The 21,735-nt window shown below is 36.9% G+C and carries 39 protein-coding genes and 1 tRNA gene; 3 read left to right on the top strand and 37 right to left on the bottom strand.

Features of this window, described 5'->3' with window-relative positions:
• Positions 1–7 precede the first annotated feature (7 nt).
• The 36 genes from ACQKII_RS09570 to ACQKII_RS09395 form a co-directional block, all read right to left on the bottom strand.
• Positions 8–601 carry a phage tail protein gene (locus tag ACQKII_RS09570; protein ID WP_427458625.1) on the bottom strand — a complete coding sequence of 198 codons (594 nt, stop codon included), beginning with the start codon at positions 599–601 and terminating at the stop codon, positions 8–10.
• A complete protein-coding gene (locus tag ACQKII_RS09565; RefSeq protein WP_427458623.1) occupies positions 601–1,014 on the bottom strand; it encodes a hypothetical protein in 414 nt (137 codons plus the stop codon). The genes ACQKII_RS09570 and ACQKII_RS09565 overlap by 1 nt, the downstream gene beginning before the upstream one ends.
• Positions 1,011–1,412 carry a hypothetical protein gene (locus ACQKII_RS09560; RefSeq protein WP_427458621.1) on the bottom strand — a complete coding sequence of 134 codons (402 nt, stop codon included), beginning with the start codon at positions 1,410–1,412 and terminating at the stop codon, positions 1,011–1,013. The genes ACQKII_RS09565 and ACQKII_RS09560 overlap by 4 nt, the downstream gene beginning before the upstream one ends.
• Entirely contained in the window at positions 1,375–1,758 is a 384-nt protein-coding gene (locus tag ACQKII_RS09555) for a phage head closure protein (RefSeq protein WP_427458619.1), read from the bottom strand. The genes ACQKII_RS09560 and ACQKII_RS09555 overlap by 38 nt, the downstream gene beginning before the upstream one ends.
• Positions 1,736–2,032 carry a phage head-tail connector protein gene (locus ACQKII_RS09550; protein ID WP_427458617.1) on the bottom strand — a complete coding sequence of 99 codons (297 nt, stop codon included), beginning with the start codon at positions 2,030–2,032 and terminating at the stop codon, positions 1,736–1,738. Before ACQKII_RS09550 ends, ACQKII_RS09555 begins: the two co-directional genes overlap by 23 nt.
• A 2-nt stretch (positions 2,033–2,034) precedes the next feature.
• Positions 2,035–2,352 (bottom strand): hypothetical protein, encoded by a 318-nt coding sequence (locus tag ACQKII_RS09545; protein ID WP_427458615.1) that lies wholly within the window; start codon positions 2,350–2,352, stop codon positions 2,035–2,037.
• Between the two features lie 12 nt (positions 2,353–2,364).
• On the bottom strand, positions 2,365–3,552 hold the full coding sequence (locus tag ACQKII_RS09540) for a phage major capsid protein (protein ID WP_427458613.1): 1,188 nt from the start codon (positions 3,550–3,552) through the stop codon (positions 2,365–2,367).
• A gap of 37 nt (positions 3,553–3,589) precedes the next feature.
• A complete protein-coding gene (locus ACQKII_RS09535) occupies positions 3,590–4,327 on the bottom strand; it encodes a head maturation protease, ClpP-related (RefSeq protein ID WP_427458611.1) in 738 nt (245 codons plus the stop codon).
• Entirely contained in the window at positions 4,324–5,478 is a 1,155-nt protein-coding gene (locus tag ACQKII_RS09530) for a phage portal protein (protein ID WP_427458609.1), read from the bottom strand. Before ACQKII_RS09530 ends, ACQKII_RS09535 begins: the two co-directional genes overlap by 4 nt.
• A gap of 12 nt (positions 5,479–5,490) precedes the next feature.
• Positions 5,491–7,140 (bottom strand): terminase large subunit domain-containing protein, encoded by a 1,650-nt coding sequence (locus tag ACQKII_RS09525; protein WP_427458607.1) that lies wholly within the window; start codon positions 7,138–7,140, stop codon positions 5,491–5,493.
• Positions 7,127–7,630, bottom strand: a complete 504-nt coding sequence (locus tag ACQKII_RS09520; protein WP_427458605.1) for a P27 family phage terminase small subunit — start codon at positions 7,628–7,630, stop codon at positions 7,127–7,129. Before ACQKII_RS09520 ends, ACQKII_RS09525 begins: the two co-directional genes overlap by 14 nt.
• 149 nt (positions 7,631–7,779) lie before the next feature.
• Positions 7,780–8,088, bottom strand: coding sequence for a hypothetical protein (locus ACQKII_RS09515; RefSeq protein ID WP_427458603.1), 309 nt, complete (start codon positions 8,086–8,088; stop codon positions 7,780–7,782).
• The gene (locus tag ACQKII_RS09510; protein ID WP_427458602.1) at positions 8,089–8,424 is read right to left on the bottom strand and encodes a hypothetical protein; all 336 of its coding nucleotides are present in this window, start codon (positions 8,422–8,424) and stop codon (positions 8,089–8,091) included.
• Positions 8,425–8,427: 3 nt separating this feature from the next.
• Positions 8,428–8,757 (bottom strand): HNH endonuclease, encoded by a 330-nt coding sequence (locus ACQKII_RS09505; protein WP_427458600.1) that lies wholly within the window; start codon positions 8,755–8,757, stop codon positions 8,428–8,430.
• Positions 8,741–9,313 (bottom strand): hypothetical protein, encoded by a 573-nt coding sequence (locus ACQKII_RS09500; RefSeq protein ID WP_427458598.1) that lies wholly within the window; start codon positions 9,311–9,313, stop codon positions 8,741–8,743. The genes ACQKII_RS09505 and ACQKII_RS09500 overlap by 17 nt, the downstream gene beginning before the upstream one ends.
• On the bottom strand, positions 9,301–9,603 hold the full coding sequence (locus ACQKII_RS09495) for a hypothetical protein (protein ID WP_427458596.1): 303 nt from the start codon (positions 9,601–9,603) through the stop codon (positions 9,301–9,303). Before ACQKII_RS09495 ends, ACQKII_RS09500 begins: the two co-directional genes overlap by 13 nt.
• A gap of 18 nt (positions 9,604–9,621) precedes the next feature.
• Positions 9,622–9,906, bottom strand: a complete 285-nt coding sequence (locus tag ACQKII_RS09490) for a hypothetical protein (RefSeq protein ID WP_427458594.1) — start codon at positions 9,904–9,906, stop codon at positions 9,622–9,624.
• 211 nt (positions 9,907–10,117) lie between these two features.
• Positions 10,118–10,516 carry a hypothetical protein gene (locus ACQKII_RS09485; RefSeq protein ID WP_427458592.1) on the bottom strand — a complete coding sequence of 133 codons (399 nt, stop codon included), beginning with the start codon at positions 10,514–10,516 and terminating at the stop codon, positions 10,118–10,120.
• 52 nt (positions 10,517–10,568) lie between these two features.
• Positions 10,569–10,712, bottom strand: a complete 144-nt coding sequence (locus ACQKII_RS09480) for a hypothetical protein (RefSeq protein ID WP_427458590.1) — start codon at positions 10,710–10,712, stop codon at positions 10,569–10,571.
• Between the two features lie 63 nt (positions 10,713–10,775).
• Complete coding sequence (locus ACQKII_RS09475) at positions 10,776–11,000, bottom strand: hypothetical protein (protein ID WP_427458588.1); 225 nt, start codon at positions 10,998–11,000, stop codon at positions 10,776–10,778.
• Positions 11,001–11,053: 53 nt separating this feature from the next.
• Entirely contained in the window at positions 11,054–11,233 is a 180-nt protein-coding gene (locus ACQKII_RS09470) for a hypothetical protein (RefSeq protein WP_427458586.1), read from the bottom strand.
• Between the two features lie 38 nt (positions 11,234–11,271).
• Positions 11,272–11,568, bottom strand: a complete 297-nt coding sequence (locus tag ACQKII_RS09465) for a hypothetical protein (protein WP_427458584.1) — start codon at positions 11,566–11,568, stop codon at positions 11,272–11,274.
• A 34-nt stretch (positions 11,569–11,602) separates the two neighbouring features.
• On the bottom strand, positions 11,603–11,884 hold the full coding sequence (locus ACQKII_RS09460) for a hypothetical protein (RefSeq protein ID WP_427458582.1): 282 nt from the start codon (positions 11,882–11,884) through the stop codon (positions 11,603–11,605).
• Positions 11,885–11,917: 33 nt separating this feature from the next.
• Positions 11,918–12,274 (bottom strand): hypothetical protein, encoded by a 357-nt coding sequence (locus ACQKII_RS09455; protein WP_427458580.1) that lies wholly within the window; start codon positions 12,272–12,274, stop codon positions 11,918–11,920.
• Between the two features lie 44 nt (positions 12,275–12,318).
• Positions 12,319–12,501: a hypothetical protein gene (locus ACQKII_RS09450; RefSeq protein ID WP_427458579.1), complete on the bottom strand. Its 183-nt coding sequence runs from the start codon at positions 12,499–12,501 to the stop codon at positions 12,319–12,321.
• Positions 12,502–12,531: 30 nt separating this feature from the next.
• Positions 12,532–12,834, bottom strand: coding sequence for a hypothetical protein (locus tag ACQKII_RS09445; RefSeq protein WP_427458577.1), 303 nt, complete (start codon positions 12,832–12,834; stop codon positions 12,532–12,534).
• A gap of 16 nt (positions 12,835–12,850) precedes the next feature.
• Positions 12,851–13,057, bottom strand: a complete 207-nt coding sequence (locus ACQKII_RS09440) for a hypothetical protein (RefSeq protein ID WP_427458575.1) — start codon at positions 13,055–13,057, stop codon at positions 12,851–12,853.
• On the bottom strand, positions 13,057–13,593 hold the full coding sequence (locus ACQKII_RS09435) for a Holliday junction resolvase RecU (protein WP_427458573.1): 537 nt from the start codon (positions 13,591–13,593) through the stop codon (positions 13,057–13,059). The genes ACQKII_RS09440 and ACQKII_RS09435 overlap by 1 nt, the downstream gene beginning before the upstream one ends.
• A gap of 22 nt (positions 13,594–13,615) precedes the next feature.
• Positions 13,616–13,873, bottom strand: a complete 258-nt coding sequence (locus ACQKII_RS09430; protein ID WP_427458571.1) for a hypothetical protein — start codon at positions 13,871–13,873, stop codon at positions 13,616–13,618.
• Between the two features lie 27 nt (positions 13,874–13,900).
• Positions 13,901–14,875, bottom strand: coding sequence for a ParB/RepB/Spo0J family partition protein (locus ACQKII_RS09425; protein WP_427458569.1), 975 nt, complete (start codon positions 14,873–14,875; stop codon positions 13,901–13,903).
• A 35-nt stretch (positions 14,876–14,910) separates the two neighbouring features.
• Positions 14,911–15,672 (bottom strand): ParA family protein, encoded by a 762-nt coding sequence (locus ACQKII_RS09420; RefSeq protein ID WP_427458567.1) that lies wholly within the window; start codon positions 15,670–15,672, stop codon positions 14,911–14,913.
• A complete protein-coding gene (locus ACQKII_RS09415; protein WP_427458565.1) occupies positions 15,644–16,573 on the bottom strand; it encodes a rolling circle replication-associated protein in 930 nt (309 codons plus the stop codon). Before ACQKII_RS09415 ends, ACQKII_RS09420 begins: the two co-directional genes overlap by 29 nt.
• Before the next feature lie 234 nt (positions 16,574–16,807).
• Positions 16,808–16,963: a DUF6906 family protein gene (locus ACQKII_RS09410; RefSeq protein WP_427458563.1), complete on the bottom strand. Its 156-nt coding sequence runs from the start codon at positions 16,961–16,963 to the stop codon at positions 16,808–16,810.
• Between the two features lie 134 nt (positions 16,964–17,097).
• Positions 17,098–17,433, bottom strand: coding sequence for a hypothetical protein (locus tag ACQKII_RS09405; RefSeq protein ID WP_427458561.1), 336 nt, complete (start codon positions 17,431–17,433; stop codon positions 17,098–17,100).
• 495 nt (positions 17,434–17,928) lie between these two features.
• The gene (locus ACQKII_RS09400; RefSeq protein ID WP_427458559.1) at positions 17,929–18,234 is read right to left on the bottom strand and encodes a DUF771 domain-containing protein; all 306 of its coding nucleotides are present in this window, start codon (positions 18,232–18,234) and stop codon (positions 17,929–17,931) included.
• Positions 18,235–18,249: 15 nt separating this feature from the next.
• Positions 18,250–18,411, bottom strand: a complete 162-nt coding sequence (locus ACQKII_RS09395; RefSeq protein WP_427458557.1) for a hypothetical protein — start codon at positions 18,409–18,411, stop codon at positions 18,250–18,252.
• 138 nt (positions 18,412–18,549) lie between these two features.
• Between ACQKII_RS09395 and ACQKII_RS09390 the strand changes: the two genes are divergently transcribed.
• Both ACQKII_RS09390 and ACQKII_RS09385 read left to right on the top strand, forming a co-directional pair.
• On the top strand, positions 18,550–18,927 hold the full coding sequence (locus ACQKII_RS09390) for a helix-turn-helix domain-containing protein (RefSeq protein ID WP_427458555.1): 378 nt from the start codon (positions 18,550–18,552) through the stop codon (positions 18,925–18,927).
• A gap of 537 nt (positions 18,928–19,464) precedes the next feature.
• Positions 19,465–20,586: a tyrosine-type recombinase/integrase gene (locus ACQKII_RS09385; protein WP_427458553.1), complete on the top strand. Its 1,122-nt coding sequence runs from the start codon at positions 19,465–19,467 to the stop codon at positions 20,584–20,586.
• 144 nt (positions 20,587–20,730) lie between these two features.
• Here the strand turns inward: ACQKII_RS09385 and ACQKII_RS09380 are convergent.
• Positions 20,731–20,802: transfer RNA gene (locus ACQKII_RS09380), tRNA-Arg, on the bottom strand.
• A 318-nt stretch (positions 20,803–21,120) separates the two neighbouring features.
• Here ACQKII_RS09380 and clpP point away from each other — a divergent pair.
• Positions 21,121–21,711 carry an ATP-dependent Clp endopeptidase proteolytic subunit ClpP gene (gene clpP, locus ACQKII_RS09375; RefSeq protein ID WP_219364984.1) on the top strand — a complete coding sequence of 197 codons (591 nt, stop codon included), beginning with the start codon at positions 21,121–21,123 and terminating at the stop codon, positions 21,709–21,711.
• Positions 21,712–21,735 lie beyond the last annotated feature (24 nt).

Raw genomic sequence — 21,735 nt, 5'->3', positions numbered from 1 at the left:
TGTCATGTTAAGGTGTATCAGGTGTTGATTTCTCAACCAATGCACGTGTGAAATTTGTATGCCATTTTTCGGCGACTGTCTCATCTTCTAATTCAGCCGTGATAGCTTCGTAATAAAATTGACCATTGGCATCCGAAACAGCTGAGAAAGTTAGTTCTAACATAGCTAATTCTTCTTGTGATGTATCAATGTTAATGGTAAAGCCTCCTGCATTAGACGCTTTCGGGAATGCAATTAATTTTGTTAGGTCCTCAAATTCATCCAAAACGTCAGCTGTAAATACAAAATCTTTGCCTAGTGAATTTGAGCCATAGCTATAGATACCTGGTTTTAAATTTTCATTGGTTAAACCAAAATAATCACGCAAAACTTGGACAGGAACGTGGGCACTTACCGTTACATTTAATTTGGTTGTCACTGTTTTCTCACCGATTGTTGCACGACCGCACTTCTTCGATAAAACAACCGTTTCTGGTTCAGATGAAATTGTACCTACACAACCAAATTTTGTACCTGGTTGTTGTTCGCTCCCTTTGATAAATTGGATAGATGCGTTTTGAATATTCCACGCATCGAATTGTTCAATAACTTGTGCTGGCATTATAAGCCCTCCTCTATTAATTCTTGTAGTGCATCGTCTAACTCTGCTAAAATTTTTGGCGCTGATTTTTGTAAAGATCGGTCACTAAAATGTTGCGCCCACGGATTAGAAGGACCTCGTCCCTCATCAGGGAATACGAGATAGCCGAAGCTTCCTTTTTTGTTAGCCGCGCCGCCTTTCGACTTCACAACAAATTCTAAATTGGCTATTTCACTTGTGGACCATTTACTTTCCTTTGCGTGCTTTTTATTACTGACACGTGAAACTGGCAATAGATTGGTCATTTCTCTTGTTGCTATTTCAATACCACGTGTATGCAACACGCTATTAATCGCCTTTTCTGCACGATTCGGAAGCATTCTAATTTTTTCTTCAAGCGCCATGACATCGTTAAATTCAACTTGTGCTCTCATAGCTTCGTGCACCCTGTAACGATTTTACGGCCATATAAGACGATGATTCGATCAACATAACTGTCAGTATCTTTTCTTCGCAAACGCTGTTTCTGTGTACGTTCGAGCGTCATCATTGGTACATCAGATAACGCAGTAATAATATCAATCGTTCGTTCATCCAAATCGTCTCGATTTTCCGAGTAATAGTAGATCACGACATCTTGACTGATTGTTTTATTGTCATCATTTTTAATCATGTCCCCTGTCTCATAGACAAAGAAATGATAATCATTTTTCTTAAATTGTGCTTCTTCATCCTCTGCTAGATCATCCTCAAAAACAGGAAGACTAAAGGAGTCTAGCGCCGCAATCAATTTATCAATCTGTTCCTGCATCTTGCTTTTTGTCTTGCTCATACACACCCACCTCCTGCAAGTAAAAATAGAGATACATTTTTTCACGGTCGTGATCTACTTTGATAACATCGTATTCTGTACCATCCTTAATCACTTTCAATTTACTCTTATTAAACCTTTGTAATTGTGGAGGATAATGTGTACGAATCTTTAAATCCAATACAGCACTCAAAACTTTGGCCATTTCATAATCTGCCTCGCGACATGACATTTCTTGATAAGCAAGCCGCCCCATTGGTACATATTTTTCACCAATACGCTTCCCCTTTGGAGATCGTTCTGTTTCCTTTGTACCGTACTGGATAAAGCCATCATTTAGCACATCACGGATTTTCTTGTTCGCCATCAGCATCCCTCATTTCCAATGCAACGTGTAAGATAAGGCGTTTAAGTTCATCTGCAAAGTTCTTCTCAAATTCATCAGCTGCGTTATTGTAAACATAGCGACAACGTTCCAATAGGAGTTCCGTTTCCCATGCCTCTAATTCAAAAGAAAAAGCCTTACTCGTCAATTTCTTGAAGTAAGACTTTGCTCTATTAATGATTCGATTTAATTCCGCATCTTCGTCATCCCAGGTAATACGTAACCGATGTTTTAATTCTGTAAGTAATTCAGACATGGTTATTCGTCACTTTTCAGTGCATTTTCAGCCTTAATAGCTTCGTCCTTACCTTTTACCTTTTCACCGTTAGAAAGCTCATAATAGCCTCCTCCTGTATGCTTAGGATGCTCTGAAACATGTTCTTCTGACTCTCCCTGTTCATCAATCGTTACCTCTGCAAGATAGATTTTTTCGTATTTTGGATGAACGCCTGTTAAAAAATAGACACGTTCTTCTGTAGCTTCAAAACCTTCTGCTGGGTACGTGTCTCCTGCATTGTACATATGGCCTTTGTGTTGCAGTTCTTTAAATGGATTAACTACTTTTGCTGTAATCATATGTTACCCTCCTTAAGGTGTATCTGGTGTTTGTGTCGCACCAGTTGATGCATTATTAATAGCTGTATTTGTAATATCAAATACTGTAAATGCTTCGTTATCTAGTGGTTGTCCATTTATTAATTGACGAGTTAAATAAAGACGTTGGTCTTGAATCATTCGCACATGATCCGATGATTCTAACGTTGCCTTGCCTGCGCCCATCCAGTAGTCTTTTGGTTTACCTGAAACCATTTTGTTTAGCGGTACAGCTGAACATTTAATGATGTCAAGCTCTGGTACTGGGAAATTGCCAAAAGTCCAAACACCATCCTCACGTTGTTTAGCACCATACGCAAATAATTTAGAGTAGTAGTCAAATGGGTTGATAATTAAAACAACATCTTGCGCATCACGTTTACCATTTTTTGTTGAGGGTGCTAGAATTTTTGTGCCAATCTCGTGAGGTGTAAATGACACTAATTCTACTGTCGCTTTTTCAGGATATACGCCACCAACTACCGCACCATCCAGATTTCGCATCATACCAATCGGTTGTTTGTTCCCTGTTCCGTTGACGATTACTTTTTCTAATTCTGCTGATACAACTTCTGCCATGATTGCTCGCACATATCGATCTAACCATTCAGGGCCAAGTTCAAACATTGCTTTACATACAACTAAGAAGCCTGATAATTTGTATGCTTTTGCTTCAATTGTTTTGAAACCACTATCCATCATTTCTTGAATTTCGTCGCATACATCGCCCCAATATGCTGTTGTAGCACCTTCTTTACGTACAACCCATTGTGTAGTAGCACCAAGTTGCGTAAAGTTTACGAGTGATAACAAAGGATGATCCAGGGCTAAATCTTCAAATACACGATCATATACTGTCGGAGGCATAAGCGCTAATACCTCATCGAAAGATTCCACTTCAATCGCTTGTGAATAAAATTTCTTTTCTTCATTTGTTAATTGACGTACTCCGCGGGAAGCCAAGACTGTCGCATCCCATTGTTGTTCATTTGCGCGTTTTGCTTCACGGATGGTTGTGTTCATCACATCCTGATAATGAGTAAAATTCTCTTCATATTGCTGTACAATACGGGCCGCAACTTCTGCTGCATCGCCATTTTCAAAAGCAGCTTTCAAACCATCAATTTGTGCTTGTTTGTCAATGCCTTTTGGCTCTTTATCTAAATTTTTTATACCTGTCATGTAAATGACCTCCTATTTTTAAATAAAATAAAAACGCCTACTCAGTTGAGTTGCGTTGTAATTTGTTTAAAATATTATTTTGTTGTTGTGTGGGTTCCTGCGTAAAACGAGCGAGGACACTTTTTTTAAATGCTTCTGCATTCGCTTTGTCCGCTTCGTCATCTTTAGTGTCCTCTGTTACAGTAGCAAAGCCAATCGCCACCGCTTCGTCTGCCGTGAACCACGTTTCATTTATCACAAATTGCTTCATCTCATCGCGTGTGATTTGCGCTTTGGTCATATAAATATCTAAAAGTGATTCGTCTAGTTTTGCCATCATATCAATAGTCTTTTGCATTTCTGTTTTAGAACCGATAGCAATTGTCCATGCCTCATGTACCATTATCATAGCACCCGTATTCATGATTAATTCATCCGCGGCCATAGCAATAATAGATGCAGCTGAACAAGCCCAACCATCAACAATGATTTTCACCTTTGCTTGATGATCCTTCAATCGGTTGTAAATCGTAATGCCGTCAAAAGCATCGCCACCAGGTGAATTTAAGCGTACTGTAATATTGCTTGTTTTGACTTGTTTTAGTGCTCGATCAATATCGTTAGCCGATGTGGAATCATACCACCAGCTTTCACCGATGTCACCATAAATAGTTAAAACTGTTTCATCGTTATCCTCGTCCACTTCGACAGTGAAGTTTTTCGGGATTTCTGGCACTAGGTCCTCATACTGCGAATTTTTGAAACGTCTTCGTCTTTTATTTGCTTGAACTGTCAATTTTCCTCACCTCCTTTTAATGCCTCTTCTGCATCTTGATAGTTCTTTGTTACATGTCGCTTATTCGCTATTTCATCATCGACTATTTCATGGCCCAACTCGCTTAAAATATCATTTATTGTATAGACACCAATCGCAAACATTTTATCGAAAGCCGTTGCCAACTGTACGATGTCTGTGATTTTTATTTTCGATGTGTCTATCTTTACATAAGTACGATTTAGATAGTCTTCTTTGGAATACGCCTTGCGATTAAATTCGTCCTCCATCATCTCGGCTGGCGGATTCAAGGCAAACATAATAAAATTGTCGGTCTGTTTATCGATGTCAGCTAGGTCGCCTTTCAACAAGCCACGAGGCACGTGAAATGCCATTGCTACATAATTAAAAATGTCGTCTATTAGATTACTAATATCTCGGCTGTCAATGGTTAACCCGACTTTTGCATCTGACATATCCTCTAGTTCAAAACCGTCTTGTAATTGAAAGGCGACACTTTTTTTATCCGGATCAAACCAATTCTTCAATTGCGTTTCAAACATGTCATCAATTTTCTTTTGTGTCTCATCATCCTGCGCCCTTAAAAAATCACCTTTGACTAATACGCGCTTATTATTTTTTAGCTTGTAATAACTTTTAGCTGCTTCAATCATTTTCCCGTGAGATTCATATAAATCATTGATAACGGATAGAATTTTCGTGTCGGTTAACTTTAAACGAATGACTTCGGATTCTTCAAACGTCTTGTTCATCGCTAAGTTTCCAATTTGGATTCCTGAATATTTATTCTCCTGAAAAGCGAACTCTTCCACATTAAAACTGTCAGCTATGTAGAAGTTATCATTCTGCATGACTATTAAACATTCACCTTCATAGATAAATTTACGAATAGCTTTATGAAAGAAAGCCGTTGCATTTTGATTTTGATTCGGCTGCACGTTTAAAGCATAGTACATGTTCCCACGATGAGCCTTTCCTTCTTTAAATGTCTTTATTTCGCACCTTGATAGTGCATTTGCAATTAAATTCACGCAAGTTTCTACTGCAAGCTTTTTGTAATAATACTCTGCTGATAATTCGTAATAGCAGTCTTTTAAGCTATCTAATTGGCCGTTTTTAAAAAACCTCTTCACCCATTGCCACATACTCAAGTTTCTCACCTCCTAGTAGCTGTATGTTTTGAATGCTTTTGCTACATTTTCGGGCGTTATCGTCGATGTCTCAGCAATTTCTAATTCGAATTGCAAAGCGTGCAACAACGCAAAAAAGCCGTCAGTCTTTCGCATCTTCGGCTCGATTTTTTCATATGTGATGTTCCCTTTACCATCTGGCTGTACATAGGTATTTCTTGTATACCAACGCATCATTAAGTCATTGCCCCATATAATATTTTCGTAGGCAAACATTTCTTCTATGGTAGGTTGTAACTTTGTATGCGTTACTGTTCCACTGCGAGCGATGTCAAGAGCAAAACCATAGCTTTGAAATACTTCCCGCAAGTGATTGATTCGCATTAAATCACTCGCAATTTTTTTAATACGATAATATTTAGATTGCTCTGCAAACCACGCTGCAATGATTTCAGGTTTATTGGTTTCTTCATAAATGATTGTGACCAAACCTTGTTCTTTAGCAAGTTCAATATCGACTGCGTAATTAAATAATTTTAGTGACCGATGATTGATAAAGGTATGATGCTTCCAATATCTTTTACCATCCTTCTTAAACAGTAAGCCAACGCCAACGAAATCCCGCGTATCTGCGTAATCAATACCGCCTATGCATTCAGCACCTTTTAAATCTGGCAATGGGCGATTTGTTGCTACGATTTTATCCCAATCTGCCACACCATCGGCTGATAGTTGGGAAGGTTGATTCATACGCTTTGTCATAAATTCAATTTTTGCAGATGGTCGATTCTGCATACGATCATATTCTAATTCCATTTCAAGCATCAAATCGGGTAAATGCATAAGCGATGGATTTGCCTTTTCCCACATACGCTTGTTATCTGCTTCTTCTGGATCGTCTAATCGGCACATGAAAGGGAACAAACGAGAATTAGAAATCTCGCCTAGAAGCACTTGTTCTGCTTCTTCTTTCATCTGATCTAAAAATCCATCACGAACATTTCCGTCAGTTGTCAAATAAATACGACGAGCTCGTGGTACTTTACCTAGACCAGATGTAAACACTTTAATATTATCTTCCGTTTCATAAGCATGTATTTCATCAAATACCACAACGCCTGGACGGAAACCATCTTTCGTTTTAGCGTTATTTGTATAGAAGCTTACTTCCGATTTCGTTTTGATGTGGCGGATTACTTGCAAAGTTTTTTTGAAATGTTTTTTGAATGTTTTCCAGTGATCCTCTAAGACGTCATGTAAATCGTTAAATGACGTCTTAGCTTGTTTCTCCGATGTGGCCACAATATCAATGTTATAACCTCTGATACCTTGTTTGCCGCACATGTGAAATGCAAGTGCTGCTAAAAATGCATTCTTCCCTGCGCCTCGCCCCATATATAAAAGAAATTCATTGAAAACAAGTGAATTATCATCATAAAAAAGCCCGAACATACAAGCAATAACGAACTTCTGCCATATGAAAAGTTTAAATGGAAAGTATTTTTCAATGGATTCAATCGCTTCTTCAATAGCATTTTCATCAATCCACACATTTTCTTGCGCTAATTTCTGTTCTACTAATTCTATTAATGCAGTTACATCTTTACTAACAACAATTTCACCACTACATACAGCAGCAATGTAGTTTTCAATATGGACATTACTTTTTTTAGTAGTCATCATCCTCACCTTCTATTTTTATTTCACTCGTTTTAAGTCCTAATTCGCTTAATATTTTCAACATCTGGGCATTCGTTTTATTGAGCTCGCCAATACTATCATTTTTCTTTTCACCACGAGCACCTGGAACTATAACGCCTCGCTCCTGAATATCCTCAATAAGCAAATTTTTCACATCCCATAATGCAAGGTAATCATCTACGAGATTCATAAAGTGCGCCTGAGTGGCCCCTTTTTCAAAAAGCTGATCTCGAAGGTCTTTTTCAATCCTTCTTCGCAACTTTTTGTTATCTGGTACTAACTCAACGATTTCGGGTGCAATTATTACGGCTTCTTGCCCACTTTCCTGTGTGCGTTGTTCCCTTTTTTCCTTCCACTTGTATCGCTTGTACCAGGATTTCACCGTATTTTCTTTGACATTGTATTTTGCTGCAATGTCTTTATACTTCTTACCTTCTAGCCAATCCTCAAAAGCTAACTCATGATTTTGCACCCTCACCGCCCACCTTTCCTATTGTATATTTATACATTGTTGTTTAGTGTGCATGTTCTCACGTAGAAATCTGAAAAATTTATTCATTCCTGAACCCTTCCCGTTGAAAGAATCCCTTAAAAAAGGCGAAAGTTTTTGACCGGGGGTGTCTACTTGACGTACTGTAAATGCTTGTCAGCAAAGTCGACAATGTAATGGATCTCATCAGACGTAATGCGTAAAAGCTCACTAGTGAAGATGAGCTTACTTTCAATGGCCAACTGCTCACGTACTTTATCAATCGTCATGTGCTTACACTTACGCGAGTTAACACAGTCACGGATTTGTTTGTAACGATAGTATGCGTACCGAGTGAAAGCATTCAGCATATCACGCTCATACCATTCACGCTCATCTTTAGTTACAACAACATCAATAGCAACTGTGTCATATGTCCATCCACCGTTTTGTATAATCATTTACAAATCACCACTAGCATTATTTAATTCATTAACAATAAGGTTGTATTCTTCAATCCATTCAATTGGAATGTACTCTTTGTTATCAAAATATCTATTGGTAGCTTTTTCTATTTGATTCAATCTTTCTTCTAACCAGATGAATCTTGGTGTCAATCCTAATGCAGGTTTATTCCGTTTTCTTAATTCATCGTAAGTAGGTAATCCTCCTTCCACTACACAACCTACACGCTTTATAAAACCTTCACATATAGGACAACGTAAACCATCTCTATTGTCAGCAGCAATAAAGATATGATTCGCATCATTCATACAAATACAAATTACATTCCCCATAATCTACCACCTCTCGTCATTCATAAACTTATTTGCTCTTGTTGCCTCTAATCGATCATGCACATCGTTATGACACTTGATGCATAAGCATTGTAAGTTACCTAGATTCAATGACAGATGCGGATGCGTCTTTACTTCTTTCATGTGATGAACGTTCTCAGCTTTATGATAACGTCCGGCTGCTTTACATAACTGGCATTCATAGTTGTCACGCATTAATGCTTTCTGTCTTAATTGCATCCACTCACGACTCTTGTAAAACTTCATGAGTTGCCCTTTATCAATAAACCCTAGTAGCTCCTGCATTCGTTCTTGTTTAATGGTCGTTCTCATAGTCTTCCCAAGCTGTTCCAAACAATTTGACTTTTGTTTCATCATCTAGCAGATAGTATACTTTCATCGCTAAATCGAATGGTAAAACTGAATTGGACTTTAACCCATACTCTTTTTTCATACTATCGAGTATCTCTTTGTAATGTCCTGTATAGTAACTATCGATAAAAGCACCACTACATTTTGGACAATCTATTTTTCTTTTGTGATCTTCAATTGTTTGACATTGAATCACTTCTGAATGCCCACACCCTAAACATATAGCTTTGTATTGGGCTGACTGTTTACTCTTATACACATGTTCGTGAAGTGCATTGCCGATTTTTTTTAAATCAACTTCTCGAGTGACAACAAAGCAACCAGCATTAAGTATCTCCTTGCTTTCCAGTATTGCAATAGCTTCTTTCACTTGAGCAATTTCATCTTTAATACCACGTACACTTTCTTCCTCTTTTTCAATGTCTTTTTTGAAGTTATCAAGGTCCATTTCTTTCTCTACAACTCTCTCTTGTAAAGATTTTAATCTCTCATTCAATGCCTCAGTTACCTTTTCCATTTGCCCATCCCCCTCTTTCCTTGACATTCCGATTGTAAACGTTGAAACTCCTGTGCAATTTTCTTTGCATCAAAGTTTTTTCCGATAGCCGTTTCAATCTTGTCGTCTATATATTCAGAAGCTTTCATTACTTCGTATTGAATGCTTGTCCGTGCATTAATAAGTGTCTGACCTAACTCTCGAATTTCAGTTAAAGTGACATTACCAACATATCCATTTGGTTCAATGAACTGTTTACACACTTCTTCAAACACTTCCCCTAACTTTTCAATTACTTGCTCTTTATCCATTTGTTCATCCCTCCACAATTATTTTTTAGCTCTGACAGGTCTACTAGGCGGCGCTGGTGCTTTATGTAACCAAACACCATTCCCGTCATATATCTCTTTCGCTAAGTCCCCCAAGAATAAATAATAAATTTGTCGATGGTAATGTTCTGGTATGTCTTTTAATTTCCAGACTTCTTTTTTACGCTTTGTTATAACAGCATCATTACTAGCTATATCCCTAGCTTTACGTAACTTTTTAAGGCGTTTGCATATCCCGTTTCGACTTCTCCTTACATTTTTAGAAAGCGTTTTTTTACTTTTCACAGCTAACACCCTCTCAATGCATAATAAAAAGCCACACCTAGTTAGATGCGACTCTGTAGTGTTGACGATTCCGCAATCGTCTATTTAGTTGGAAGACTAAAAAGTAATTCTATTACTCTGCGCCGTTCTACACGCGAACTATTGCATTACCATCATATAACGGATATTCAATAGTTTCAGCCAACACTTAGTAAGGTACTATTTTAATACCTTACTTTGAAGAAACCTTTTGAGCATATTCCATCATACGCATAGCATTAGCATGTTTAATTTTTATATAGTTCGTACTATAATTTAATTCATTTGCAATTGTTTCGAGCGTCTTACCCTCTACGTGCTTACGATATAAGATTTTGTATTCCAGTCCGTCAAATGTGCTAATGAGCTTTTTTAAATCATGAAGATCATTCAGTCTATGAGCCAACTCGTATTCAATTAATTCGATTTTCCCTTCTACATTAGCCCCGAGTGATTCCGCTTCTAATCTGTATTTACCTAAGTCTTCTGGATTTTCCCAACGTCTTAACTCACGTTTTGTTTTATTAAGATTAAATTCAAGGTAAGCTATTTGTTCCTCGAGTTTACGATAATCCTTCAACCATTCGTGCATGATGTGCAGCACCTACCTTGTTTGTTTATTTAATCCTCAAAATGTGCAGTACTTACTGCCCTGTTTTATCTTTTAATTTTTTCAAGCAATCTTCGTGATACCAAAGTGAAAAACCATCATTCGTAGTGGCATTATCAACTAAATTTTCCTTACTGTCTTTTCGATTACACCATAAACAAGTTTCTTTTTTCTCCATTTTTACCTCTCCTTTTACTGTGCAATATCTTTCAAGTGCTACTTACTTAATTTCGATTGTTCCTTACTTAATTTCATGAATTTCTTTATTAAAAAGTCTTTTCATTTCTTCTTTATCTGCTTTTATCCACTCTCCGTAAGAAAAACCACAATCTCTACAATGGTAATCTACGTACCAATATCCCTTTTTACTGTTTATTCCTTCGCTACAACAACTCATATTAACAGGTCTATTATGCTTGCAAAGAAACTGTTTTAACCATTTTGAAAAGCTTACTTTTATTTTCAAATCTAAACTCCTCGCTACTTCGCATTTTTTATCAGCCACGACCCTCAGAATGTTTAGTCATCTACTTTTTCTTTCACAAGAGATAATAATGTTTCAAGCAATGGTTTTTCTAATCTTAAAAGAGTCCATTGTATGCTTGGTCTGACCTCAAACTCTGACAGCCCTTCTTTAATTTTATTTTGTAATATGTTCAGTCGAACTTTTTCTAAATCTGCAAATGAATTTTTTTCCACTGCCGTTTGCCCCTTCCTGAACAATCTTTATCAAGTGGTCATTCATCTTCATTACGAATTAAATGTGGTTGCACTCTGGATTTTGGCAATCGTAGCAAAGTAACTAATCCAAAATCATGTAATGCATTTTCTCCTTTAATCGCATCCTCTGGAATCCACACTTCTAATTTAATTCGATGATAGCCTTTGTGTTTACCCGATTTACTAGGTGCATGTACAGAGCAATTACCAGACATTGGCGCTAAAACTGCCATGCTATCAGGATTATTTTCAGTAATCTGTCCAGCTACCTTTTGAACAGTTTCTGGTGTTACGTCAAAAATTACATTTCTCATTTTAGTAGCTCCCTTACTTCGCATTTTTTATCGATTACTCTTGAAACTCAACTTCCACCTCTACCCATTCAAAGTGCTTCATCATGTGCGTATGACCTGCATTACAAATAGCATCTTTGCCATATTTATCGAAAATTGCTTTTTCCCAATTTTTCATCCATTTTTCTGCGGCTTCTTTGTCATAGATAATATTCGCTTGGTTTAAATCATCTGTAAGCCACTCAGTATCTTCATCCTCTGAATAATATTGAGGTACTGTACTATCGTTAAATTCATCTTTCAAACGCAGCACCCATGCTTCTTGTTTCTCTGCCATTTCCAGTCGCCCTTCCTGCGCCAAATTTATCGTTTAATCCCAACGACCATGCTTTTTCAATACATCAATAATTTCATTTATAAACGGTTCATCCGTATTAATCGTGATATAACTGTTAAATGGCTTTTTCCCGTCCTTTTCCCGTCCATCTTCGATATTGCCTGCAATCCTATCAAGCATTATCCACATTTCATTCTGAGTGAATGGATCAATGTATTTGTTTAAATCCTTATGGCTCAAAATAGTGTATTTGCGTGACTTACCTTCTAGTGCAGTTCCTTCGAACGCCTCTTCTGGCAGTTTAGCAATTGTCTCAAATACACCCTGTAAACGATTCTTTTCGATGATCTCTTTTACCTCATGGTTGATTCGCGTAAAGCTAGTATTCATGTTTACTTGCTCCTTTCTGTTGAACAATATCTTTCGATTAATCCTTAGAACGGATTATCTGTAAGAACCGATATTGTGTTTTCACATGATTTACATACAACTTCGACTACACTTTCGCCAGTAATGCGTAACTCAATTTCTGATTCTTTTTGCAGCCCATCTTGAACCGTTTCATTAGCCAAACAATTTTCGCATTGAATGTAAAAATTATTTCGAGAAACTGACATCTCTTCATCTCCATTCCTGAACAATATTTATCATATGTTCCTCATCAAAAATGGTATTTCTTCATTTGGAGTAAATTCAATGCTGTTCGAATCTTCTAACGCTTTCTCTGCTGCTTCTTTAATACAGCCGTAATACAATCCACTTCCCGAAAAACGTTTATCCTTTGCAATTATCTTGTTACAATCCTGGTGCAAATAAAATCGTGTGTGCTGCTCATCCTCTTTGGCTGTAACACAAATCGCACTCTTACCTTTGTCTATTGCATCCGTACAACCAAAACACGGATGCTCCTTTCGTGTCGTTACAATTTTCTTGCTTGTAATATCCAGCATTATCGAACTTCCCCCTTCACTTTCTTGTCATTTTTTCGATTTGTTTGCGATTGAGTTTTGACACACCTTTAGGAAACCCATATTGCTTGCGTACCTCTTCGCGAGTCATGCCATGCTCTAAACGACAGTGAGCTTTTGTAATGACAATACCGATGTGGTTACAATTCTTCACAGGACATTTGAGATAACCACCATGTTTAGCATTCCAATATGGTTCAGTCATCACGCACCCCCTACCGCTTCTAAATAATGCACAGTGTATATGCCCGATTTAATTCGGACGCAATGATCTCTGAAATATTGAAGTGGTATGGATTTAGCACCGCCATTAACCAGACCAAACCAAGCAGTTTCTAATTGCTCAAATTTTAGATAATAAATTTCAGGCTCGTTTTTTCCTTCAATCCAAAAGCAGATTAGTAAAAATGCATTTGCACCGTTGTAATGCCAAGAACGAAGTAATTTATATTGATCGTCAGTTAAATTTTTTAGCGGAAAGTTTTTTAATTTAGTTTCTTTGGCATCGAAAATAATTGCTTGTCCTTTATAAATGCCGCTATAATCCACCCATGTAGCCTTTTCTAGCTTTGCTTCTACCTCGTTTTTATTTACCTCTATGATTTTCAAAGGAGGCGGTACTTTTCGGACATCTGCAAAATTGTTGTTTCGATATTGATTATTTGTCATATCAATTAAATTTTCGAAAAGCTTCCCTCTGTTAGCATGACTTCGCGAATAATTTCGTTTACGTGTTCTCATTCTCTTTCAGCCCCTTTAGTTTTTAAGAAACCCATTGTAATTCCTGTGAATCAAAAATTATTGACTCATCACCAATTCGCACCAGCACCGATTGACCATCAACTTTTTGCACAATACCTTTTTTACCTATCACGTGACTAAAATAATATTTGCGATATTCATAGATTTCAGGATTATCCTTAACCTCAATGACCTTCACTGTCTCATGCACTCTAAAAAATGCACGAGACGATTGTGAAAAATCTTCAAATAAACTTAACTGGCGTAAACTACTTTTCAACTGCTTACCCTCCTTTGTCTAAACTGACTACCTTATTTTTTTAATGCTCATGATGATGTAGTCTTGCGGGATGTCGTTCTCCCCACCCTCTTGCAAGTAAATGACTTTCACTTCTACAAACCTACCTGTGTACAATATTTTGTCACGGTCAAATTCGTTTATTTTCAAAATGTCTCCCACTCGAAAACTCCGATTGTTGAAACCCCACATGAATGTTTTCAGCCCTTGTACTACCGCTTCAAACTGTTCAGGATAACTGTCTAATTCATGCGTCATCGGCTTTTCTTTTTGCTCAGACTCTATGACTTCCTGCCGCTTCTCTTTTGCGACAGATGGTGTTAGTGGTTTACCTTCCTCACGCTGCTCTACTAACACCTCTTGCTGTTTTTTTTCTGGCAAGCGTGACATTTCATAAGCCGTCGTAATATTGATGTTTCCCTCACTAAATTCCTCTTTTAATTCATGAGTTAATTTTTTATTTATGCTGTCCATCCGTTGCACTTGTGCCGATGAAACGCCCATTAGCTGCGCTACAATCTCACGTTTACGTCCTGCTAGTTGATAGCCGTTTTCTTGCAACTTTTGTAACAATTCATGTAGTCGCGCTGCCTGTTGCGTTTTTTCTGCATCTGTTAATACACGAGTTGTTGAATTCGCTAATATGAGCTGCAACTCTGCTTGTATGTCGTCTGTCGATTTAACAATTTTGCAAGGTGCTTTTTCAAAATCATTATTACCTTCGCTTTGTAGGTCCTGCATTGCTTTTAAACGTCTGTGTCCGCTAATCAACTCATACGTGCCATCGTCTTTAATACGCACTACTAAGTTTTGCTGTAGCCCCAATAACTCAATACTCGCTTTAAGGTCTTCTACATCATCTACACTGTAGTTGTTCTTTGACGAAGGCTGTATGCGGTCTAACGGTATGTGTTCAATCTTAAAGGCGACACTTTGCTTCTTTGACTCTGAGTTCATAAGTTGCGATAGATTGAATTTTGACATTCGCTTGCTCCTTTCTTAAAATGTGCCCGAAACTATCACAATCCCAAATATTCATATACTAACGCTACATAGTCCACGCAAGCAGTTGAACGCTTCGCATATTCTAGCAATGGCTTTCCTGTGAACGTCATTTCATCAACCTTCACTGTCTTTCTAATACGCGTTGCAAACATTGGATAACCTTGCTGCTCTAATAGTTCCGCTCCTTGTTGATTCACGCTACTCCGTTGATACATCGTGATAAAACACCCTGCAAAACGAATATCGCTATTAAACTCGCTTACATCGTCAATCTGCTCTATAATCTGCTTTAATCCATCGAAACTAAATTGATCTACTTTGATTGGTACTAGCACATCATCAGAAGCTACTAATGCATTTACTACCGTCATATTGATATCTGGCGCATTGTCGATGATGCAGTAATCGTATTGTTCTTTTACTTTTTCCAGTTTTTTACGTAGTCGTGTTTGTTGTGGTAGAGATACATCCATCAAGATTTCTTTATTCGCTCGCAACAAATTCATATTGGCGGTGATAATGTCTAGCCCTTCATAAGCTGTTTGTTGAATGACGTTATCCACATCCATCTTTTTATCTGTTAATAACTCTGATAATCCATCACTCTCAGGATCATACAAACCAAAGAACTTTGATGTGTTCCCTTGCTTGTCGTTATCAATGAGCAATACACGTTTCCCATGCAATGCCACTAGCGTATAAGCTATATTGATAGCCGAAACTGTTTTAGCTACCCCGCCTTTTAAATTAATTATGCTGATCGTCTTCATCGTCATTTATTGTTCTTCTCCTTTTACGATTTATTGGCGTGTCAATCCGCTTCATGTACACATTTATATATGCACCACTTACGTAATCCGAAAATGACACTGACATTTGTTTGAACTGATAATTTTTATACATTTTTTCAAAGATTTCTTGCGCACTATTTTCTTCTGTTGCTATTTTAGTAGCTTTTCTACGTGTTAACTTTGTATCTGAAACCGTCACTTTAGTATGCTGCTTTAAATTACGTGAAGGCGTATAACCTTTTGCTGTTTTCGGTCCCTTTTCCTTAACTAGGTACTCCCCTAATTTCTTAAACCCAAGATCGGAATCTTCCAAACGATCTGAACTTCCTCGCCCTCTATTCCACAGTATTTCCGCCACTTCTCTATCTGGGAAATTTGTTACCATGTGATGATGCGCACGGACTTTTTCACCGTTTCTCGTATGTTCCGTTGTATAAATATATTTCAACTCAAAATCTGCATACTTCTCCTGTTTCTTTAACCAATGTTTCATGCGTCTGATAAGATTGACCATATCTCTTTTTGCTTGCTCATAGTCTTTTGGTACATACTTGTCCGAATACGTGTACGTCATATATAAATCGTGGAATGGACGAAAATTCGTATTAATTAATCTGACTACATGTTTCTGCCTGTTCTTTTCATTTAATCTTTCTTGTGCCTTACTGCTGTTTTTATCACTCTTCACACGTTTCCCTTGAGGTATCTTCCAATACGGGTATGCTTCCACCTCTAAAACAGCACCACTCCAAATACTTTTTACACGATATCCTGCAATCACTTTATCTAGTAAGCTATCTTCGTGCATTCCCGTACGTTCTGACTCACCAAACGCTTCTTCGTATGCTGCTAATACATGTTTAACCTGGTGCTTTCTATTCTTCATGGCTTCTCTCTCCCAATGATGTTAATAATCTATAATCCTTGTTAATTTTGGAGCATGGTCGTAAACCTAATATCCAATACAAGGACGTAATTGACTGATTGCCATGAAGGTTGCTATACTAGCGTTAAGGAATTTGGCAATAGTCAAATGAGCCGTGCTTACTGGTCAGAGTGTGTACGGCGTTTTTTATTGTTTAAAATCAAAGCCTTTGCGACTTCTCACAAAGGCTTTTCTTTATGGCGCTGGAATTGTGCGTGGTCTACCTGTTAAACGGTGAATAATCAACCACTCATCAGCTAGCTTTTTACTAATTAGCCAGTTATCTGGATTTAAACGAAAACTCGCTATGTGTATCTTTTGCTGTCTTGTAAGATTGTGACCTTGTTTCATGAAATCATTCCCCCTCATTTTTGATGGATGATAGAAGCTAGACACTCGTGCCGCTTCTTGGTATAATCGCAGTAAGTCAAATTTCGTTAGATGCTGTTTAATCGTTCGCGCGATTAAGCAGTTTTTTTATGTCCTTAATTTGGTTTTGCATCTTTCGTTGATCTCCTTTGCATGTCTAGTTGACTAGCAATCTCAAATAATTTATTACGCCGTTGTTCTTTCATTTGACCTTCCAGGCGCTTGATGTAATCGATTCTATTTGTCAAAAAAGCTATACGCTCCTTCACTGAATCGAAATCACCTTTTTGAAAATGCCGATTAATCGCTATTATTAAGTCGTTACAGCAGGCTTTTTCTTTAGAAAGCTCCAATTCCAAGTTGTCACTGCCCCCTATAACTTTCTTATTTTCAAAATCTACGAAAACTAGATTTCTTAATGCTTGTCCGTAGGCTTGTTGTAGTTGTTCCATATCCTTTTTCCCCCTATGCAATTTTCAAATTATTTGACTACTCTTAGTTGCCAATCTAAATAAGAAGGAGCAACACGCTTATTTATTATCTTTTTGCATTTATCACAAAAGCATCTGTTTTCGTACCATGTGTAGTGAACTACTTCACCTTTTTCAAAGCCACTCAAGCACTCCGCACAATACTTGCTGATTGTTTCCTCCAATCGCTTCACCTCTTCTGAATTTAAATAATCAATTAACGTTGCTACCGTCATATAAGCTATAAGTTACGTCTATACCGTCATTGGCTCGGTATCACAGCGCTTTGTTTTTTTGTTATGTATAAAGATTTCACATCAAGCAGCTTGTAAATTCTCCACTTAGAGGACTAGGCTAACCAACCTTTACTTTTACAAACTGCTTGACATAAGCGAGCATTGTACTCGCAAACGTCTTTTGTGCTTGTACATTTATAGTGCTTTTTCTTCAAGTTCTTCACCAGCAAGCCACTTATCCTCATCCAAAAATCAAATAGAAATTATCATCTAGAAACTTAGCCATTCTAATTGCGTGAAACGACCATTTATCACCCTGTGAATTTGGATAATGAACGAATTTTTCAAGTTCCTTTTTGAATCTAGGTGCATACAACAAATTAGTTTTTAACCAAAGTTGTTTTCTAGCTGTTCGTTCTTCTAAGTCTTCCATGGACCAATAACGCCCACTTAATTTTTCTCTTTGTAGTTCTTCGAATTCGACTTTTTTCACAAGAACATGATCATCAGGTACTTGCACAGTCAAATTTATTTGTAGCTGTTGCATTTAACCACCTCGTTTTCAAGATACTTTATTATTATCATCTTTGATTTTCCGTTCCATTTTCATTCCAGCGATCACACCACTCACTATCGCTAATTGAATATCATCTAACGACAAAAATTCTTCTAGTGTTTGTTTCAACACATCTCTTTTTTTATTAGTAGGTTCTTGTAGCGTCATAAAATCACATCCTTTCAATTATTTCGTCACATTATGTTGCATCTGTTAACATTATAGTTACTTAAATTAATCAAGTCAATATATTTGTTGCTTAAAGTAACTTTTTTTGTTATCTTAATTTTAGAAAGGAGATATAAAATGAATAGTCGTATCGAAAAGTTAAGGAAAGAACTTGGTCTTAATCAAGAAAAATTCGGCGCAAGATTAGGTGTCACCAAAGCTGCTATCAGTAGAATGGAAAAGGGCGTAACCAACGTGACCGATACAATGCTCAAATTAATATGTAACGAGTTCCAAATTAATGAAGAGTGGATACGCGATGGAAAAGGCGAGATGTTTTTATCGCAAGACGAAATTTTTGCAGATATTGTTGTAGAAGCAATGAGACGTGGGAATGAAAAAATAAGGGATTTAATTGTCGAGGCCAGCGAGTTAGATGAGTTGCAATTAAAAACATTATTGGACTTCATCAAATCAATTAATGCAGGAAAACAAAAAGCAACTCCGTCAAAATGAGTTGCTTTTTTTATATATTGTTTTAGTTAAGGTGTGTAAAAGTTCTAAATCTCGTTGATTTTCAACCTTCAAAACTATTCTAATAATGTCTAGTCGCTCTTGCGTAAGGCTACTTTTATAGATGTTTGTTAATTCAATTAATTTTTCATGTATTTCTTCGCGGTCCGACATACAATCACCTCTTAATAAAAATTATATAAGAACACTCGTTCTTATCCGACGCTAATTATGTAATAAAAAGATTCACCCCATTATTTACAACATTCGACATTTTTGTTGTTAGTTATATTGTATACATAAATTTTAATTTTGTGAAAAAGTTTTACATGACGTGCATCGACATATAAAGAAAGTTTTTCCTCGTTATACAAATCCTCCGGGTAAAATGTCCCAATTAAAGTCGCTTTTTATCGAAATATACAGAAATACATCTAATTGTGTCGAAATGTAATTTATTCTACGTTGCTATAAGTTGATATAAAAAACGGTTTCATTTTGCTATAATCAGAATTGATTTGGCAGAAAGGAGAAATCATTATGGCCAGCTTCACAAAACGAGGGGATACTTGGCAATACGCAGTCAGCAACTATGTTGATGGTAAATCACGACCGATACGTAAAAGTGGATTTCGCACAAAAAAAGAAGCTCAAGTTGCTGCCGCAATTGTTGAGCAAAAATTAAACAAAGGACAACAAGTCGTTGTTAAAAATAAATCATTCAGTCAGTATTTTGAAGAATGGATTGAGATATTTAAAGATGGTAAACACAAGGATACAAAGAAGCGCTATAAGACATCATTAGATCATGTTAAAACTTATTTTAAAGATAAGCCCATGCAACAAATCACAAGAAGCGATTACCAGGAGTTTATTAATCAATTTGGAAAAGGTCATTCAAAGGAAACGGTTCGAAAATTAAATGTTCATGTTTCAGCTTGCGTGAAGAGCGCAATTGTGGACGGCTTTATAGGAAATGATTTTACTAACGGAATCGAATTACATTTTACAGTTAAGGCAAAAAGTGAAGACGAAAAATTTATTAGCTATAACGAAAGTGTAAAATTGTACGATGCACTTTTAGACCGATTGGCGTTAACTAATTTATCATCATATATTATTTTGTTAGCGCTTGTTACAGGCATGAGATACCAGGAGATAGTTGGACTTACACATGTTGACTTTGATTTTGATAATAATTCAATCGACATCAATAAAACTTGGGATTGGAAAGATGGTACAGGATTTGGGGATTTAAAAGCCGATGCGAAACCAAGAAAAATAAAAGTGGATGAAGCCTCAATGACGAAAATGAAAGAATTAATTGAATCACAATCACCAGATCGTTACGAAGGTTTAATTTTCTTCTCTCCTGGTAAATCTAAAGTTGTCAGCAACAACGCAGCAAACAAGACTCTTAGAAAAGTTTTGAAGGAATTGGGTATAGATGATATAACTATGCATGCATTACGTCATACGCACGCTTCTGCAATGTTATATGACGGAGCTACGATACAATCCGTGAGCAAGAGATTAGGACATGCTAGCATTGCAACAACACTAAGATATTACACCCACGTGTTAGAAGAATTAGAAGTGAAGGATGAAGAAATTGCATTTAATTTATACAGTAAAAAAGATAATGAAAATGAAGATGTGTAATGTGTAATATATGTGCAAAGTTTTTTAAAAACACGCGATTTCTTGTAACAACTCCAAAAATAAAAGAAACACTACAAACCCTTTTATATCAAGGATTCGAGCGTTTCTTCATCGATTATAAATTAACTTAAAATAACGTAGTAGCGCCCTCGGAGGGAATCGAACCCCCAGTGCAAGAACCGGAATCTTACGTGTTATCCATTACACCACGAGGGCAATTGAACACAAAAAAAAAGTACTCACTCTAGGCTTTATGGCAAAGCATCATGTAGATAAACTCTCATTTTTGAAGCATACCTGCAAAATAGTGTACTGTACTTTAACTTGCGACCTTTCTATTATACAAACGTATTGCTCACATTTCAACTAAAGAATGCAAATGTTTTAATATTTTTTTTATAGATTTAATTTCTTAATAGCAGTGTTAATATTTGACCTTCCCTGACTATAATGTGTATGATAAGGTTACAGCTGAAATTCAATGTATGATTTCAGTAAAAGTATTCGAATTTAGTTTTTTAAGGAGGATTTAACATGAATTTAATTCCTACAGTTATTGAACAAACAAGTCGTGGTGAGCGTGCATATGACATTTATTCACGACTACTAAAAGACCGTATTATCCTATTAGGAAGTGCGATTGATGACAACGTAGCTAACTCTATCGTTGCGCAGCTGCTTTTCTTAGAAGCCGAAGATCCAGATAAAGACATCTCTCTTTACATTAACTCACCTGGTGGTTCGATCACAGCAGGTATGGCGATCTATGATACCATGCAATTCATCAAACCAAAAGTACAAACAATTTGTATCGGTATGGCAGCATCAATGGGGGCATTCCTTCTAGCTGCTGGTGAGCCTGGTAAACGCTGTGCATTACCAAATGCAGAAGTGATGATTCACCAACCACTTGGCGGTGCACAAGGTCAAGCGACTGAAATTGAAATCGCTGCAAAACGTATTTTATTCCTACGTGAAAAATTAAACGGTATTTTATCTGAACGTACTGGTCAGCCACTTGAGGTCATTTCAAGAGATACTGATCGTGACAACTTCATGACAGCTGAACGTGCTAAAGAATATGGCTTAATCGATCATATCTTTGAACGTAGCGACCGTAAATAATAAAAAATCCTCTGAGTTAATTTG

The organism is Lysinibacillus sp. NPDC048646 (assembly GCF_050272295.1).
In the GTDB taxonomy this organism is placed as follows: domain Bacteria; phylum Bacillota; class Bacilli; order Bacillales_A; family Planococcaceae; genus Lysinibacillus.
Note: the sequence above shows the minus strand (reverse complement) of the source record. Positions and strands in the feature narration are given on the sequence as shown.